General features: G+C 63.5%; 13 protein-coding genes. 4 read left to right on the top strand and 9 right to left on the bottom strand.

Translation table 11 applies throughout. The features are described from left to right. Positions 1–35: 35 nt before the first annotated feature. From ACN9M1_RS12930 to ACN9M1_RS12890, 9 genes are all read right to left on the bottom strand, one after another. On the bottom strand, positions 36–1,055 hold the full coding sequence (locus tag ACN9M1_RS12930) for a response regulator (RefSeq protein ID WP_426394935.1): 1,020 nt from the start codon (positions 1,053–1,055) through the stop codon (positions 36–38). A gap of 73 nt (positions 1,056–1,128) precedes the next feature. After that, positions 1,129–2,235: a two-component system hybrid sensor histidine kinase/response regulator PhcR gene (gene phcR / locus ACN9M1_RS12925; RefSeq protein WP_426394934.1), complete on the bottom strand. Its 1,107-nt coding sequence runs from the start codon at positions 2,233–2,235 to the stop codon at positions 1,129–1,131. An 8-nt stretch (positions 2,236–2,243) separates the two neighbouring features. After that, a complete protein-coding gene (locus ACN9M1_RS12920) occupies positions 2,244–3,587 on the bottom strand; it encodes a sensor histidine kinase (protein WP_426394932.1) in 1,344 nt (447 codons plus the stop codon). After that, positions 3,588–4,982 carry a class I SAM-dependent methyltransferase gene (locus ACN9M1_RS12915; RefSeq protein ID WP_426394930.1) on the bottom strand — a complete coding sequence of 465 codons (1,395 nt, stop codon included), beginning with the start codon at positions 4,980–4,982 and terminating at the stop codon, positions 3,588–3,590. Between the two features lie 639 nt (positions 4,983–5,621). After that, entirely contained in the window at positions 5,622–6,659 is a 1,038-nt protein-coding gene (locus ACN9M1_RS12910) for a response regulator (protein WP_426394928.1), read from the bottom strand. Between the two features lie 150 nt (positions 6,660–6,809). Then, positions 6,810–8,270, bottom strand: coding sequence for an NAD(P)(+) transhydrogenase (Re/Si-specific) subunit beta (locus ACN9M1_RS12905; protein WP_426394926.1), 1,461 nt, complete (start codon positions 8,268–8,270; stop codon positions 6,810–6,812). Continuing rightward, complete coding sequence (locus ACN9M1_RS12900; protein WP_426394924.1) at positions 8,267–8,593, bottom strand: NAD(P) transhydrogenase subunit alpha; 327 nt, start codon at positions 8,591–8,593, stop codon at positions 8,267–8,269. The genes ACN9M1_RS12905 and ACN9M1_RS12900 overlap by 4 nt, the downstream gene beginning before the upstream one ends. Positions 8,594–8,678: 85 nt before the next feature. Then, the gene (gene panD / locus ACN9M1_RS12895) at positions 8,679–9,041 is read right to left on the bottom strand and encodes an aspartate 1-decarboxylase (protein WP_063391875.1); all 363 of its coding nucleotides are present in this window, start codon (positions 9,039–9,041) and stop codon (positions 8,679–8,681) included. An 83-nt stretch (positions 9,042–9,124) separates the two neighbouring features. Continuing rightward, positions 9,125–10,264: a Re/Si-specific NAD(P)(+) transhydrogenase subunit alpha gene (locus ACN9M1_RS12890; RefSeq protein WP_426394922.1), complete on the bottom strand. Its 1,140-nt coding sequence runs from the start codon at positions 10,262–10,264 to the stop codon at positions 9,125–9,127. A 320-nt stretch (positions 10,265–10,584) separates the two neighbouring features. Between ACN9M1_RS12890 and ACN9M1_RS12885 the strand changes: the two genes are divergently transcribed. From ACN9M1_RS12885 to mnmA, 4 genes are all read left to right on the top strand, one after another. Then, positions 10,585–12,633, top strand: a complete 2,049-nt coding sequence (locus ACN9M1_RS12885) for a TonB-dependent siderophore receptor (protein WP_426394920.1) — start codon at positions 10,585–10,587, stop codon at positions 12,631–12,633. A gap of 2 nt (positions 12,634–12,635) precedes the next feature. Then, entirely contained in the window at positions 12,636–13,778 is a 1,143-nt protein-coding gene (locus ACN9M1_RS12880; protein WP_426394918.1) for a DUF1624 domain-containing protein, read from the top strand. 73 nt (positions 13,779–13,851) lie between these two features. Next, on the top strand, positions 13,852–14,346 hold the full coding sequence (locus tag ACN9M1_RS12875; protein ID WP_426394916.1) for an NUDIX hydrolase: 495 nt from the start codon (positions 13,852–13,854) through the stop codon (positions 14,344–14,346). Continuing rightward, a complete protein-coding gene (gene mnmA, locus ACN9M1_RS12870; RefSeq protein WP_426394914.1) occupies positions 14,343–15,455 on the top strand; it encodes a tRNA 2-thiouridine(34) synthase MnmA in 1,113 nt (370 codons plus the stop codon). The genes ACN9M1_RS12875 and mnmA overlap by 4 nt, the downstream gene beginning before the upstream one ends. Positions 15,456–15,493 lie beyond the last annotated feature (38 nt).

The following is a 15,493-nucleotide window of genomic DNA, read 5'->3' as shown; positions in this document are numbered from 1 at the left end:
TCCGGCGTTGCGTTGAAAGTCAGCGGCAGAACGGCTCAGGCTGCCTGCTGCTCCTGGAAATGCTCCATCCAGCCAGCGAGCTGGTCCGGAGTGAGCTGCGTCTGATTGTCGAGCAGGCGCAGCTTGACGGCGGCTCCGTCGCGCTCCGCCTTGATGGACCAGCCCTTACCGTCCAGCCATAGCAGGAATGCCAGCCATTTGGCGTGCGGCTCCGACACCTTGTGGGTGGATGCCGCCTGCAGGTATTCCGTGAGCGTGCCCAAGTCGACCACCGCTGCGGCATCCGTGCCGGCTAGCGAAACTTTGCCGTTCAGCACCTCGGCCAGCACGTCAAGCGCCTGCGCGGCGGGTTTGCCGTCAAAGCGCGACGACAAGTCTTGATACGCCTGCCGTACTGCCTGGCTGAATTCGCCGGTGCGCAGGCTCTCTTCGCCGACGAGTTCGGTGTAGTCCTTCATCGCCCAGTCGGGCTGTTCGAGCGTGCTTAAGCCCACAGCAGCGGCCGCGCGCAGGTAATCGTTGACCGCGCTGAACGACGACAGCCCCGACACCGCCAAGTACAGCGTCTGCAGCGCGCCGATGCGGTGCGTGAGCGTCTGGCTCTGGCGCACGGTCATCTTCTCGCGCAGCAGGGCGTCGCGCTCGCGGCGCAGGTCAGAAAACTCCAGCGCCTGCTTCAGCTCTACGCGCAGCGCCGTGATGTCCCACGGCTTCTTGATGTAGCGGTGAATCTGCCCCTGGTTGACCGCCTCCACCGTGTCTTCGATTTCCGAATACGCGGTGGTGAGGATACGCACCAGGTGCGGATAGCGCTCGCGTGCATAGCGCAGCAGTTCGTTGCCGAGCTCACCCGGCATGCGCTGGTCAGACACCAGCACGCCCAGCGTGGCGGCGTGCTCGTCGAGCATGCGCTTGCCTTCTTCGACCGAGGTGGCGGTGACGACCGGCGCCAGTGAACCGATGGCACGGCCGAAGTAGGTCAGCGCCAATGTCTCGTCGTCCACATACAGAATCTTGGGCGGGTTAGTGGGCTCATTGCCCCCGGGATTGGTCATCCATCACTCCTCATAGCAAATGCAGCAAACGCGCGGATCCGGTGCGGCGTGGTTCGTGTTGTTGATGGTGTTGTCATGGGAACGTCAAAGTCACGCGCGTGCCTGCGCTGGGGGCGGATTCAATGGCAATCGCTCCCCCGAACGATTGCATGATCCGCGTACAAAAAATCATGCCCATGCCGTTGCCGCCTTCCTCGGCGCGCGTGGTCACGGGGTCGATGGTCAATCGCCCGAGAACGTCGGGGGCGATACCGGGGCCGTTGTCCTCGATGCGGATCATGTGCCGCGCGCCCGTCGCTTCCGGTGCGTTGCCGGCGACAATCTCCAGCCGCGGGGCGCTGGTGTGGCGCAGGGCGTGCAGCGCATTGCTTGTCAGCGATGAAAGCACCAGCATCACGCAGTTGGGCAGGGTCGGGATCGGAAAATCCTGCTCCACACGGTACGACACCCATTCACGTTGAGCGTTCGTGAACGGGTAGGTATCAAACAGCGAGCGGATCAACCCGTCGGCGCTATTGGGCGTGGCGGCCGTGCCCGGCTTGCCATAGGTATTGCGCACCGAATTGAGGAACGTGGCGATCACCGAGAGGCAGTAGCGCGCGTTGTCCTGCACGCGGTCTGCCGCGCGGCCAATCTCGGGCAGTGCGCCGGGTGTCGGTTCGGTCTGGTCCACACGCATGCGGATGCCGCGTGCAAAGTTGGAGATCGCCGCCAACGGCGTGTTCAGTTCGTGCGCGAGAAAGGCCAGCGTTTCGTCGATGGCCATCAAGCGCTGCGTGCGCAGCAGGCGGTCTTGCCGCAGCGCCAGCGCCTCCTGCAGCGAACGCCGCACATCTTCGGGCTGATAGGGCTTCTCTAGGATCTTGAACACGCGCCCGGTGTTGACGGCCTGGATCAGCAGGTCCTTATCGGCATACGCAGTGACGAGGATGGTGGCGATATCGCCGTACTCGGCATCGATGAAGCGCAGCAACTCGGTCCCGTCGCCGCCAGGCATGCGGAAGTCAGTCAGGACCACGCTGATGCGCTCGTGCGCATCGTGCAGCACGGCCTTGGCTTCGTCGACGCTGTTGGCGGTCAACACCTCGTAGCCGGCGCCGATCGTGCGCGCGAACCACTTGCAGGCCTGCGCTTCGTCGTCGACGTAGAGGATGGTGACGGTGTCCGGCGTGGCGTTCATGGTGCGTTTTACTCCGCGCGCGGCAGGTCGAAGGTGAAGCGCGCCCATTCGCCTTCCTGGCTGGTCACGGCAAGCGTGCCGCCGTGGCGCTGGATCACGCTGTAGCTGATCGACAGGCCGAGCCCCAGGCCCTTGCCGACATCACGCGTGGTGAAGAACGGCTCGAACACGCGCGAGAGGTTCTTCTCGGCGATGCCAGGGCCATTGTCAGTCACCACCACGTGCAGGCGGTTGTCGATCCAGTCGGCGGCGATCTCGATGCGCGGGTTTGGGCGCTGCGCCTTCTGCATGGCCAGCGCCGCATTCGACAGCAGGTTGATCAGCACGCCAATGATGGCCGCTTCGTCACCGCGTACCAGCGTATCGGCCGGCAGCTTTCGCTCGAGGTTGACGCCGCGCAGTTCGTGGCTCGTCAGGCGCACGGCCGAATCCACAGCCTTTTCCACCAGGAACGGGGCATCGGCTTCGCCCTTTTCAGGGCTGCGGTACGCGAAGGTTTTGAGGTCGGACACGATGTGCTGCACGCGCTGCATGCCTTCCTTGGCATCGATCAGGCATTCCGCCAGCATTGGGCTGGTTTTTGCGGCAGGGTCTTCCTGTGCCACGGAAATCGCCATGAGGCAGAAGTTGACCGGGTTGTTGATCTCATGCAGCAGGCCAGCGGAGAGCGTGCCGATGGCGGCCATCTTTTCCTGCTGCAGAAGCTGGCCCTTGATTTCAACCAGACTGCTGTTGGTGTTTTCAAGCTGGCTGTTCTTGTCGGCCACTTCTTCCTTGAGCTTGAAGAGCTCGAACCGGCTGCGCTCGTTAAAGTACGTGCAGAAGACCCCCAGCGTCGAGGTGAAGATCAGGAACTGCGAATTCACGAAGAACGTGCTGCCGGCCACGCTGGCTGGATCGTGAATCAGGCAGGCCAGCAGGTACAGCGTATAGGTGATGAGCCCGAAGCCGATGGTCTGCTTGGTATTGAACGGCAGCACGCTGCCGGCCGCAAAGACAGCCAGGTGCAGCCCCGTCGCATAGATCGAGTGCGCGCCCTGCGTGGCGGAGATCATCCACGCGATCATGATCTGGGGAAAACACAGCCAGAGCAGGGTCAGATACGACAGCCGCTGCCGTCCCCACCGGGTTGGCAGGACCAGATAGACAACGAAGATCAGCAGCGAAACAAAGACGCGCGCCAGGAAGAACGGCTTGAGGTTGGCCGGGTAGGTGTTGTAGTCCAGGCCGGCGCCCATCAGCACCAGAACGATACCGACGAGCGCGGTGGTTCGGCTGAACGACAGCCGGAAGCCTTCTCGCTCGGCGCTGTAGAACGCGCTCTTTAAGGGATCACTTGCGCTCTGGGCCATCTAGATCACCGTCGCCTCGCAGAACACGTTGACGCCGGTCGCGTCGACGTAGGCCTTGGTATCGCGGCATGCTTCTTCGGGGAATGTCGCGGCGAGCTGCTGTTCATCCCGATAGATGAGATACCACTCGAGCAGGTGTTCCATGGTGAAGAGTCGCTCCGGGTTGCTCGAATGTACGTTGGTGGCCAGGATGCGTCCTCCGGGACGGGTGCGTGTCGTGAAATAGGTCAGCAGCCGGTTGCAGACCTTGTCCGAAATGTAGTCGAACAGCCCTGCGCAATAGACGGCATCGCAATCGCGAACTTCTTCGGCGCGGCGTGCGGGACGCTTGATGAGTTCGTGCACCGATTGGTGAATGAACTGCGCCGACAGTTTGGCACCTGCCTGCTTGGCGGCTTCGGTCAGCCGGGCTTGCGCGTAGTCCAGCGTTTCCTGGCTGAAGTCGATCAACTCGAATTCGAGCAGGTGGGGTTCTTCGAATTCACGCAGAAAGCGCTGAACCTCCACGGCCGGGCCACAGCCGAGATTCATGACGCGGTACGGGCGCCCTTCGGCCTTGGCCCGCATTGCGAGCTCTTTGAGAAAGTTCACCAGGATGTCGATGCGATTGCGGTGCGCTTGCGCAACCTGCGCCTTCAGGAACGTGACGTTGACGATCTGGAAATACGTGCTGGGACCATCCTGCGGGTCGCCCAGAATCTGGTTGACCATTTCGTAGTCGCCCGCATAGCCCAGGGGCTTGGTGAACGTGCGGTGTACGAACGGCGAGCGCAGTAGCAGCGGATGCAGCGCGCTTTGCGCGAAGCCGCGATGGGAAGGTGCCAGGTTGGGCTCGATCTCGGCGGCTTCGCCTTCAAGGATGTCCAGGTAATGCTTGACCCGCAACATGACGGGCTCGGCCAGTTCCATGAAGACATCGGGCCGCAGCTTGCTATCTTCCCGCGGCAAAGACTTTGACAAGTCGACCTGCTCGATCCAGCGCGAGACCTCTGCCAGGAAGGCGCGCATTTCGTTGATGACGATCTGGTACTCGCGGTGGATGCGGAAGCGCTCCTGCCATTCCCGCACGAACGTTCGCGCTTCTTCGCCCACCGACGCGGGCGTGTCCGCCACCTCTGACAACTCGCGCCATTCGTCGATGAGCGTGAGCGACACGACGGCGGTCAGGCCGGTGTTGACCAGGCTGATCACCACGGCCTTGCCAAGATAGACCTGGCGCGTACCGATCTTGATGGCGAGATCGGACAGAACCTCGCTGACCTGCACGATCGAGTACGGGTTGTAGATCTCCATCACCAGGGCACGTCGCTGCAACGTGATGATGGTGCCGCGGACCTGTTGACCCTGGGAGTTGCGGAAGCTGACTGCCGGATCGATTTGGTTAGGTGAGTACACGGTGCGAATTTGCCGGAGACTTCAGGGGAAACGTCTGCCAAATGGGACGCTCTCTCCAACAACCGCGCATCCGGAATCGCGCCGCAACGCCGGATACCGCGAACACAGCGCGCCCCGCCGACACCGCCGGGCATGCTGCCGCATCAGTCGTGAAAGCAGGCCTGAAGCCGTCCGCTGGCCGCGCGCTGGGCGCGGCCCGGGCGTCTCTCGCCCAAACCCGCTTCGAGAAGATCGGGGAAGGAGGTTGGCCGTCGCAAGGGCGATGCGCCTTCGCGTTTCGGCATTCCTCAGATCAACAGCGTGGCAACGGGAATCGTGCAACCGCGAACAAATTGGAGCGATGCACTCCCCTGATATCCGCAACACGCGCCGTCTTGACTACGCGTGGCCCGCTGCTGCATCCCAAATCGTCTTTCAAGGAGAATCCCGCACAGTAATGCATCCGGGGCGCCGTATCGTATGTCGTCGGCACCCTCGACCGCCATGATGCCGTAGCAAAGCCACGCATGCATCAGGGCGATTCAGCCGGTCCATGCTCTGACGTCATGGCAGCCGGGTGATTCAAACGATTGTACTTGTCCAAGATAGCCCACACAACGTAGAACCCCGCAGCACAACAGGGACTGGGTTGCGTGGTCTTCAGCGCAACTTGCGGCCGGTGAGTGCGTCCGGATCCTGTTTGTAGTTGGCGAGAAACTGCGTGTAGCTATAGATCTGTGCCGGCAGCAGATGGCTGGGCATGTCGAACAGCGCGTAGTAGTACGGCTCGCGCCCCTGGCAGACTTCGGCTGGCAGGCAATACTGTTCCCACTCCACGCAGGCCGGGGTGTACATGCCGTCGCCCGGCCAGAAGAACGGAACGATCTGTTTGTCCCGCAGCCCCTTGAGCAGCGCTTGCGGCGCGTTGTAGGCCTCGGCGTTTTCCAGGTGTGTGAGCATGCTCGCGTTGGTCTCGATGACCATCAGCGTGGCGCGCCCATCTGCTGTGAGCAACAGCACGCCGGCCGGGTGCGGGTACAGGTAGTACTCGATGAAGCGATACCGCGCCGAGAGCTCGCGCACGAGCTTGGTGACAGCCGGGTCCGACAGGAAGCTGAACGAGTGGCGCGACAGCAGGTCACGCAACGTGCTCGACAGGTTGCTGAAGTAGCGCATCTGCAGCGCTTCGATCTCCGCGCTCAGCCGCTCCGCCATGGCGGGGTGGTCTTTCTTGATGTAGCGGTCGATCAGGCCGTCGTTGAAGCCTTGCACGGCGATGTTCTCATCGGCCATGCCGGTGAGCAGGATGGTCATGCAGGGCAAGTCTTTGAGCTTGGCGCAGAACTCCAGCCCGTTCATGCGCGGCATGGAGTAGTCGACGACGATGACGGACGGCTGCAGGAAGCGATTGACCTCGTGGATCTGGCGGTAAATGCGGTCGACGTCGAGCTGGATGGTGCGGCGCTCGGTAGAGAACGTCAGGTCGTCGTGGGTAACGCGCACCGGCAAAAAACCGGGCATGCGCAGTGAATGCCACTGGCGCAGCCACGCCAGCGCCTCTTCCGGGTCATTGAAGGCGAGCAGCGCACGCGACGGGTCCATCTGGAACCCGAGGCTTTCCACAAACGATTGACTGTCGTCGACCACCACGGTCAGGGTGGGGTGGAAATAGACCGGCAGGGCGCTGTCCTGTTGCATACGTCGGGAAAAATCGGGAGGAGGGCGGTGGCAGCGCCCGGCCGGCTCGGCTGGCGCTACCTGATTGCACTAAGTTACTGCCTGGCGCCGCCGGGGGCAAGCGGAACGATGCGGATGTGGCGGTGGGTTGATGGCCGTCAGCACACCGCCTTAGTCGACGGATTTCACCATATCTTCGACGACCTTCTTGGCGTCGCCGAACACCATCATGGTCTTGTCCATGTAGAAGAGCTCGTTGTCCAGCCCCGCGTAGCCGGCGTTCATGGAGCGTTTGTTGACGATGATCGTCTTGGCCTTGTAGGCCTCCAGGATGGGCATGCCGGCAATGGGCGACTTCGGATCGTTCTTGGCCGCCGGGTTGACCACGTCATTGGCGCCCAGCACCAGCACCACGTCGGCCTGGCCGAATTCGCCGTTGATGTCTTCCATCTCGAAGACCTGGTCGTACGGCACTTCGGCTTCGGCCAGCAGCACGTTCATGTGGCCCGGCATGCGGCCGGCGACGGGGTGGATGGCGTATTTGACCGTCACGCCCTTGTCCGACAGTTTTTCGGTCAACTCCTTCAGGGCATGCTGGGCACGCGCCACGGCCAGGCCGTAGCCCGGGACGATGATGACCGTCTCCGCGTTGCCCATGAGGAAGGCGGCGTCATCCGGCGAGCCCGATTTGACCGGGCGCTGCTGCCCACCGCCACCAGCTGCTGCGCCGGCGGAGGCTTCCGAGCCAAAGCCGCCCAGGATCACGTTGAAGAACGACCGGTTCATCGCCTTGCACATGATGTAAGACAGAATTGCACCGGATGAACCCACCAGCGAGCCCGCGATGATCAGCATCGGGTTGTTCAGCGAGAAGCCGATGCCCGCCGCCGCCCAGCCCGAGTACGAGTTCAGCATTGACACCACCACCGGCATGTCAGCCCCGCCGATCGGGATGATGATCAGCACGCCCAGCACAAAGGCGATGGCCGTCATGATGATGAACGGCAGCCAGCTTTGCGTCAGGAAGAACAGGATGCCGAAGCCCAGCATGGCCACCGCCAGCAGCAGGTTCAGCATGTGCTGGCCGGCAAACTGCACCGGCGCGCCCTGGAACAGACGGAACTTGTACTTGCCCGACAGCTTGCCGAAGGCGATCACCGAACCGGAGAACGTAATGGCGCCCACGAACGTGCCGATGAACAGCTCCACGCGGTTGCCCAGCGGCAGCACATTGTCACCGGCCATGGTGATGCCGAACGCGTCAGGCTCGGCCACGGCCGCCACGGCAATGCACACCGCCGCCAAGCCGATCAGCGAGTGCATCGCTGCCACCAGTTCCGGCATCTTGGTCATTTCGACCGTGCGTGCCACGTAGGCGCCGATGCCGCCGCCGACTACCAGGCCCGCGAAGATCAGGATGAAGCCGGTCGACGTGCCGCTTTCGGTGCCAGCAAACATCTCGGACTTGAGTTTGACGATGAGCGCAATCGTCGTGACGGCGGCAATCGCCATGCCGGTCATGCCGAACGCGTTGCCGCGCCGCGCCGTGGTCGGATGCGACAAGCCCTTGAGCGCCTGGATGAAGCACACCGACGCCAGCAGATACAGCAGGGTGACGAGGTTCATGCTCATTGCTTGGTCTCCCCGTTACCGGCCTTGGCCTTGGGCTCTTTCTTCTTGAACATCTCCAGCATGCGCTGCGTGACCAGGAAGCCGCCAAACACATTCACCGCCGCCAGCGCCACTGCGACCACGCCCATCGTACGGCCCAGCCCAGTCTGCGTGAGACCCGCCGCCAGCATCGCACCGACGATGATGATGGCCGAGATGGCGTTGGTTACGGCCATCAGCGGCGTATGCAGCGCCGGGGTGACCGTCCAGACCACGTGGTAGCCGACGTAGATCGCCAGCACGAAGATGATCAGGTTGATCACCGTGTGATTGACCAGCTCCATCTTGCTTCTCCTCTTACCCGCTTGCTTGTGCGATTTTTTGCGTTCGGGGGCGGTCGGCGGCACCCGTGGGCGCCGCCGCCGGCGGTCAGATTGCCTTGATTTCCTTGATCTTGTTGCCCTCGCCCAGCAGCACGACCTTGGGTTTGTAGCTGGCGACTTCCTCTTCGTTCATCGGCGCGTAGGTGCAGATAATCAGCAGATCGCCCACGTGGGCGCGGCGTGCCGCGGCGCCGTTGAGCGAGATTTCGCCCGAGCCGCGCTTGCCCTTGATGATGTAGGTCGAGAAGCGCTCGCCGTTGTTGACGTTGTACAGCTCGATCTTTTCGTACTCGCGCATGTCGGCGGCGTCGAGGAGATCCTCGTCGATGCCGCATGAGCCTTCGTAATCCAGATCGGCCTGGGTGACCGTCGCGCGGTGCAGCTTGGCGCGAAGCATGTTGCGTTGCATGAAGCTTTCCTTGAAACAAAAGATGAAATCGCCACTGGCGGCCAAGCCGGGATGTGACACCTGCCGGGCCGCCGTCTCCGTTGTTATTTGGCGGCGCTCGTGGCGGCGGGCGCGCGCACTACCTGGCCGCCTTGACTGAGCAGGCAGGCGGCCACGATATCGTCTTCGCGGTTGATGACCAGGCCGCCGTCCTTGTCGACGATCAGCTTGAGGAAATCGAGCACGTTGCGGGCGTAGAGGGCGGAGGCATCAGCTGCCACCATCGACGCGAGATTGGTGTAGCCCACCAGCGTGACGCCGTGTTTGACGACCACGCGATCGGCTTCGGTCAACGGGCAGTTGCCGCCCTGCGCGGCGGCCAGGTCGACCACCACCGAGCCCGGCTTCATCGCCTGCACGGTGGCTTCGGACAGCAGCGTCGGCGCGCGTCGGCCGGGGATCAGCGCCGTCGTGATGACGATGTCGGCCTGCGTTGCGCGCGTGTGTACGAGTTCCGCCTGGCGGCGCATCCAGTCAGGAGGCATCGGCCGGGCGTAGCCGCCCACGCCCTGGGCGATTTCGCGTTCTTCGTCCGTCAGGAAGGGCACGTCGAGGAACTTGGCGCCCAGCGATTCAATTTGCTCCTTCACGGCAGGGCGCACGTCGGACGCTTCGATCACGGCGCCCAGGCGCTTGGCGGTGGCAATCGCCTGCAGGCCCGCCACACCGGCGCCGAGGATGAGCACGCGCGCGGCCTTCACTGTGCCGGCGGCGGTCATCAGCATCGGCATGAAGCGCTGGTAGTGGTTGGCCGCCACCATCACCGCCTTATAGCCGGCGATGTTCGCCTGCGAGGAAAGCACGTCCATGCTTTGCGCGCGCGTGGTGCGCGGCGCCGCTTCCAGTGCGAACGCGGTGACGTTGGCGGCGGCCAGCCGGGCCGTGTTCTCGTCATCAAACGGGTTGAGCATGCCGATGAGCACCGCGCCCGGCTGCATCTGCGCCAGCTCCGCCGGCTCTGGCGAGCGCACCTTGAGCACGATCTGCGCGCCCAGCGCTTCGGCTGCCGTGCCGATCTTGGCGCCAGCGGCCACGTAGGCCTCGTCGGGCTGGGCAGCGGCCACGCCGGCACCCGATTGCACCGTCACCTGGTGGCCAAGCGCGACGTACTTTTTCACCGTCTCTGGGGTCGCGGCAACGCGCGTCTCGTCCGCCCGCGTCTCCTGCGGGATGCCGATGTGCATCGTGTTCTCCTCGTCGTGATGCGCGCGGTGCACGAGGCATAAAGGAGGCGCGCGGGTCGTTTTTTGTTGAACGATGTGGAGCTTACCCGAACTTTTTCGCAGGCGGACCGACCCTGAAGCCTTGCTCGATCATGAGCATTGGCTTAGCGGCAGGCGGCGGAATGTCGCGTCGAGCCATCCTGTTGTTGCAACTCAATTGCAATTTCGATAGCGTGACCGTTTTTCACGCATTGAGTATTGCTATGCAGCGTAGACGACGTTCCATCCCCTCGCATGCTAGATGGAGCATTGCGGGCGTGGTTTTGTGCGGTGCATCAAACATGAGCACCGCAGAGACCGCCCCAACGTTTGCGCTGGAGGAATCGATTGTGCGTGGCTTGGCAAGCGACGAACGTTTGCGCGTGCGGCGGGCGAGTTCCGGCACGCTGACGGATACGCCGCTCAAAGATGTGCCGCAGTCGGTGGGCGTCGTCACGCGCGGCGCGCTCGATGACTTTGGCGCAACACGTCTGGACACGGCGCTGGACTGGGTCAGCGGGATCAGCCGACAGAACAATCTGGGCGGCATGGCTGACAATTTTGCCATCCGCGGTTTTGCTGGCGATCTCAACACTGGCTCGGATTACCTCGTTAACGGTTTTTCGGCCAATCGCGCCAACAGCGTGCCGGTGGATGCCGTCAACATTGCGCGCATCGATGTGCTCAAGGGGCCATCGGCGGCGCTGTATGGGCGCAGCGACCCGGGCGGCATCGTCAACATCGTCACGCGCACGCCGCAGTTCAAGCCCTCGCGCGAGATCACGCTGGCGGTGGGCAACCATGGTCGATACCGGCTCGCGACGGAGATGACGGGCCCGCTGTCCGAGCGCTTTGCCTATCGATTGGGCGTGGCGGCGGAGAGCAACCAGAGCTTTCGCGATTTCTCGTCGAGCCGGCGATACGTCGTCGCCCCGTCGTTCACGTGGTTGGCGACGGACGACACCGTCGTGACGTATGCGTTCGAGGCGGCGCAACTGAAGACGCCGTTCGACCGAGGCATCGTGGCCATCAACAAGCAGTTGGGCGCGCTGCCGCCGTCGCGCTTTCTGGGGGAACCAGGCGATGGAGATACGACCGTGCGCACGCAAAGCCATCAGCTGACGGTCGAGCACCAATTGAACAGCGGCTGGAAGCTCAATGGCGGGCTGCAGTATCGATCGTCGGATCTGTTTGGCAAGTCGTCGGATGCGGCGAGCCTGCAAGCGGATGGCCGCACCCTGTGGCGCCAGGCCCGCGAACGCGACTACCACGCCAACGACCTCGCGGGGCGCGTCGATGTGCAAGGCGATGTGCACACCGGCGCGATCAAGCACACGCTGGTGGCCGGCGCCGATTTCTACAACTTCCGCTACGACCCGGTGCTATATCGTGCCAACCCAAGCGCCGCCGCGCCGTATGCCATCGATATCTTCGACCCGGTTTATGGGCAGCCGCGCCCCAGCATGCGGCTCACCACCAGCACGCGCGAGACACAGCGCGGTTTCGGTGCGTTCGTGCAGGACCAGATTGCACTGTCCCCGCAATGGAAGCTGCTGGCTGGCGTACGCATGGATCGCTTCCTGCAACACGCCGACAACCGCCTGACAAACACGCGCGTCGCGCAACAGCAGACGGCCTATAGCCCGCGCATCGGCATCGTGTATCAGCCCGTGCAGACGCTGTCGCTGTACGCCAATACGTCGCGTTCGTTCCGGCCCAACACGGGCGTGGGTGCGCAGGGCAACGCATTCGCGCCGGAGCGCGGGCGCGGCTACGAGGTGGGCGCCAAGCTGGAAACCGCCGATGGCCGGCTTGGCGGCACGCTGGCGCTCTATTCAATCGACAAGACGAATGTGCTGACGGGCGATCAGCGTGACCCGACGTTCCAGCGCACGGCGGGTGCGGTGCGCAGCCGCGGTGTCGAGCTCGATGTGTCGGGGCAGGTGACGACGAACGTCAAGATGCTGGCCACGTATGCCTATACCGATGCCCATGTCACCGCCGATACGGTGCTGCCGTCGGGCGCGCCGCTGTCGAACATTCCACGCCATAGCGCCAGCGTGCTGGGCCTGTATGAGTTTGGCGCCGGCGCGTTGGGCCGCGCGGGCGCAGGCGGCGGCGTGGTCTACGTGGGCGAGCGCGCCGGTAACAGTGTCGACAACGGCTTCAAGCTGCCTGCGTACACCACCGTGCGCCTGCATGGCTACGTGCAGCCGACGCGCGCGCTGCGTCTCTCTCTCACCGTCGACAACCTGTTTGACAAGCGCTACTACGCCAGTTCGTACAACGAGCTATGGGTTGCCCCCGGCGTTGAGCGGCAAATCACGCTAGCCGCGACCTACAAGTTCTGACGATGGCGCCAAGTTCTTCGCGGCTTGCCGCAGTGGATGCGTTGCGCGGCCTGGTGATGACGCTGATGGTGGTCGACCATCTGCGGGAGTTTTTCTTCCTGCACGCGCAGGTGACGGACCCGGTGGATCTGGCGGTCACTTCGCCGGCGCTGGCGCTGACGCGATTTGCCAGTCATCTGTGCGCGCCGGTGTTCGTGTTTTTGGCGGGTATGTCGGCGTGGCTGTCCGGCCAGAAGCACGGCGGAGACCCGCGCGGCGTGTCGGTGCATCTCGCCAAGCGTGGGCTGTTCCTCGTGGTGCTGGAGCTAACCGTCGTGAACTTCGCCTGGACGTTTACGTTTCCGCCCACGACGGTCTATCTGCAAGTCATCTGGGCGATTGGGGTGTCGATGATCGCGTTGGCGGGGCTGATCTGGCTGCCGCGCGGCGTGCTGCTGGCGGTCTCGCTGGCAATCGTGGCAGGGCACAACCTGCTGACGGGTGTGCACGTGGCGCCGGATGCATCGTGGCATACGCTGTGGGCGGTGCTGCATCAGCGTGACTGGATCGTGCTGGCTGACGGCTTGCGGTTGCGCACGTCGTATCCCGTGCTTGCGTGGATTGGCGTGATTGGTCTGGGTTATGCGTTTGCGCCGGCCTATGCGCGGCGCTCGCCAGAAGCGCGGCGGGCGTTGTGTTGGCGGCTTGGCGTGGGGTGCCTGATCGGCTTGACGGTGCTGCGTGTGCTCAACGGTTATGGCGAACCGCAACCGTGGACGCACTCTCCCGATGCGCTGACGACCGCCGTGTCGTTCGTCAATCTGACCAAGTACCCGCCGTCGCTGGATTTTTTGTTGCTGACGCTGGGCTTGGGGCTGGGTGCGCTGGCGTGGCTCGACCGCCTGCCGGCACGCGTAGCTGACATGCTGCAGACGCTGGGCAGTGCGCCGATGTTTTTCTACGTGCTGCATCTGTATGTGCTGCACGTGGTGTACCTGATGGCGCTCCACGCGTTCGGGGCCAACCAGGGTACGCGTTTCAGCTTCGATTCCGTCTGGCAACTCTGGGCGGCATGGTCGCCGACACTCGCGCTGCTGTACTGGCCGACGCGCTGGTTTGCACGGCTGCGCCGCACCGGGCGTTCCCCGTGGATGCGCTATTTGTGATGCAGCCGCCATCCCAAGCGGATGTGTTCTCGCCCGGCTACAATAACGCCTTGTTTTTGTTGCCTTTTTTGCCATGAACCAAGCCGTTCGCTGGAAGCCCAGCGTCACCGTTGCCGCCGTCATTGAACAGGACGGGCGCTTTCTGCTGGTGGAGGAGCACACCGATGTCGGTCTGCGCCTGAACCAGCCTGCCGGCCATCTCGACCCCGACGAAAGCCTGGTCGACGCCGTCGCGCGCGAGGCGCTGGAAGAAACGGCGTACAGCTTCGTGCCGACTGCGTTCCTGGGTTGCTACATGGCGCAGTTCCAGCCGCCGCAAGGGGACCCCGTCACCTATGTACGGATGGCGTTCACCGGCGAACTTGGCCCGCAAGACCCGCGGCGCACGCTCGACGACGGCATTGTCCGTACCGTTTGGATGACGGCGGATGAAATCCGCGCCAGCCAGGATCGTCACCGCAGCCCGCTGCTGCTGGCCTGCGTGGAGGACTACCTAGCCGGCAAGCGTTATCCGCTCGAGGTCATCCACACGCACGCCAGCGTGTACGGCTTGGGAGTGGAGCAATGAGCAAGAAGCGCGTGGTCGTCGGCATGTCTGGCGGCGTGGATTCCTCCGTCACGGCATGGATGCTCAAGCAGCAGGGCTACGACGTCGTCGGTCTGTTCATGAAGAACTGGGAAGACGATGACGACAGCGAATACTGCTCGACCCGGCAGGACTGGATCGACGTGGTGTCGGTGGCCGACCTGATCGGCGTGGACGTGGAAGCCGTCAACTTTGCTGCCGAATACAAGGACCGCGTATTTGCGGACTTCCTGCGCGAATACTCGGCCGGCCGCACACCCAACCCAGACGTGCTCTGCAACGCCGAGATCAAGTTCAAGGCCTTCCTCGACCACGCGATGGCGCTGGGGGCGGACACGATCGCCACCGGCCACTACGCCCGCGTGCGCGAAGTCGATGGCCGTTTCGAGCTGCTCAAGGCGTTCGACCACACGAAAGATCAGAGCTACTTCCTGCACCGGCTGAATCAGTCGCAGCTCTCGCGCACGCTGTTTCCGCTGGGCGAGATTCCGAAGACGAAAGTGCGGGAGATTGCAGCCGAGATCGGCCTGCCGAATGCCAAGAAGAAGGATTCCACCGGCATCTGCTTCATTGGCGAGCGGCCGTTCCGCGACTTCCTGAACCGTTACCTGCCGACTAAGCCCGGCCCGATCAAGACGCCCGACGGCAAGACCATCGGTGAGCACATTGGTTTGGCGTTCTACACGCTGGGACAGCGCAAGGGCATCGGCATCGGCGGCAGCCGCGATGGCAACGGCGATGCGTGGTACGTGGCGCGCAAGGACATGGCGGCCAACACGCTGTACGTGGTGCAGGGCCATGACCACCCATGGCTGTTGGCGCATACCGTGCACGCCGAGGACCTCAGCTGGGTCGCCGGCCATGCGCCGGCCGAAGGCACACAGATCGGCGCCAAGACCCGCTACCGCCAAGCCGATGCGCCATGTACCGTCGCGCGTGCTACCGATGGCGCGCTCACGCTGACCTTCCCCGAGGCGCAGTGGGCCGTCACGCCCGGCCAATCCGCCGTGCTGTACGACGGTGAGATCTGCCTGGGTGGTGGGATTATTTCTGCGGCTGAGCCCGCCATCGTCGAAAAAGCCGTCGCCTGACCGGTTTTCGCAACACTGCGTTGTGACGGCTGCGGCGG

Source organism: Ralstonia sp. R-29 (genome assembly GCF_049913345.1).
GTDB lineage: Bacteria > Pseudomonadota > Gammaproteobacteria > Burkholderiales > Burkholderiaceae > Ralstonia.
The sequence above is the reverse complement of the archived record's forward strand: the minus strand, read 5'-3'. Positions and strand labels throughout refer to the sequence as shown.

What these genes read in the sequence shown, in the direction of transcription:
- ACN9M1_RS12930 (WP_426394935.1), bottom strand. Translation starts at nt 1,055, where the DNA reads ATGACCAATCCCGGGGGCAATGAGCCCACTAACCCGCCCAAGATTCTG.
- phcR (WP_426394934.1), bottom strand. Translation starts at nt 2,235, where the DNA reads ATGAACGCCACGCCGGACACCGTCACCATCCTCTACGTCGACGACGAA.
- ACN9M1_RS12920 (WP_426394932.1), bottom strand. Translation starts at nt 3,587, where the DNA reads ATGGCCCAGAGCGCAAGTGATCCCTTAAAGAGCGCGTTCTACAGCGCC.
- ACN9M1_RS12910 (WP_426394928.1), bottom strand. Translation starts at nt 6,659, where the DNA reads ATGCAACAGGACAGCGCCCTGCCGGTCTATTTCCACCCCACCCTGACC.
- ACN9M1_RS12905 (WP_426394926.1), bottom strand. Translation starts at nt 8,270, where the DNA reads ATGAGCATGAACCTCGTCACCCTGCTGTATCTGCTGGCGTCGGTGTGC.
- ACN9M1_RS12900 (WP_426394924.1), bottom strand. Translation starts at nt 8,593, where the DNA reads ATGGAGCTGGTCAATCACACGGTGATCAACCTGATCATCTTCGTGCTG.
- panD (WP_063391875.1), bottom strand. Translation starts at nt 9,041, where the DNA reads ATGCAACGCAACATGCTTCGCGCCAAGCTGCACCGCGCGACGGTCACC.
- ACN9M1_RS12890 (WP_426394922.1), bottom strand. Translation starts at nt 10,264, where the DNA reads ATGCACATCGGCATCCCGCAGGAGACGCGGGCGGACGAGACGCGCGTT.
- ACN9M1_RS12885 (WP_426394920.1), top strand. Translation starts at nt 10,585, where the DNA reads ATGAGCACCGCAGAGACCGCCCCAACGTTTGCGCTGGAGGAATCGATT.
- ACN9M1_RS12880 (WP_426394918.1), top strand. Translation starts at nt 12,636, where the DNA reads ATGGCGCCAAGTTCTTCGCGGCTTGCCGCAGTGGATGCGTTGCGCGGC.
- ACN9M1_RS12875 (WP_426394916.1), top strand. Translation starts at nt 13,852, where the DNA reads ATGAACCAAGCCGTTCGCTGGAAGCCCAGCGTCACCGTTGCCGCCGTC.
- mnmA (WP_426394914.1), top strand. Translation starts at nt 14,343, where the DNA reads ATGAGCAAGAAGCGCGTGGTCGTCGGCATGTCTGGCGGCGTGGATTCC.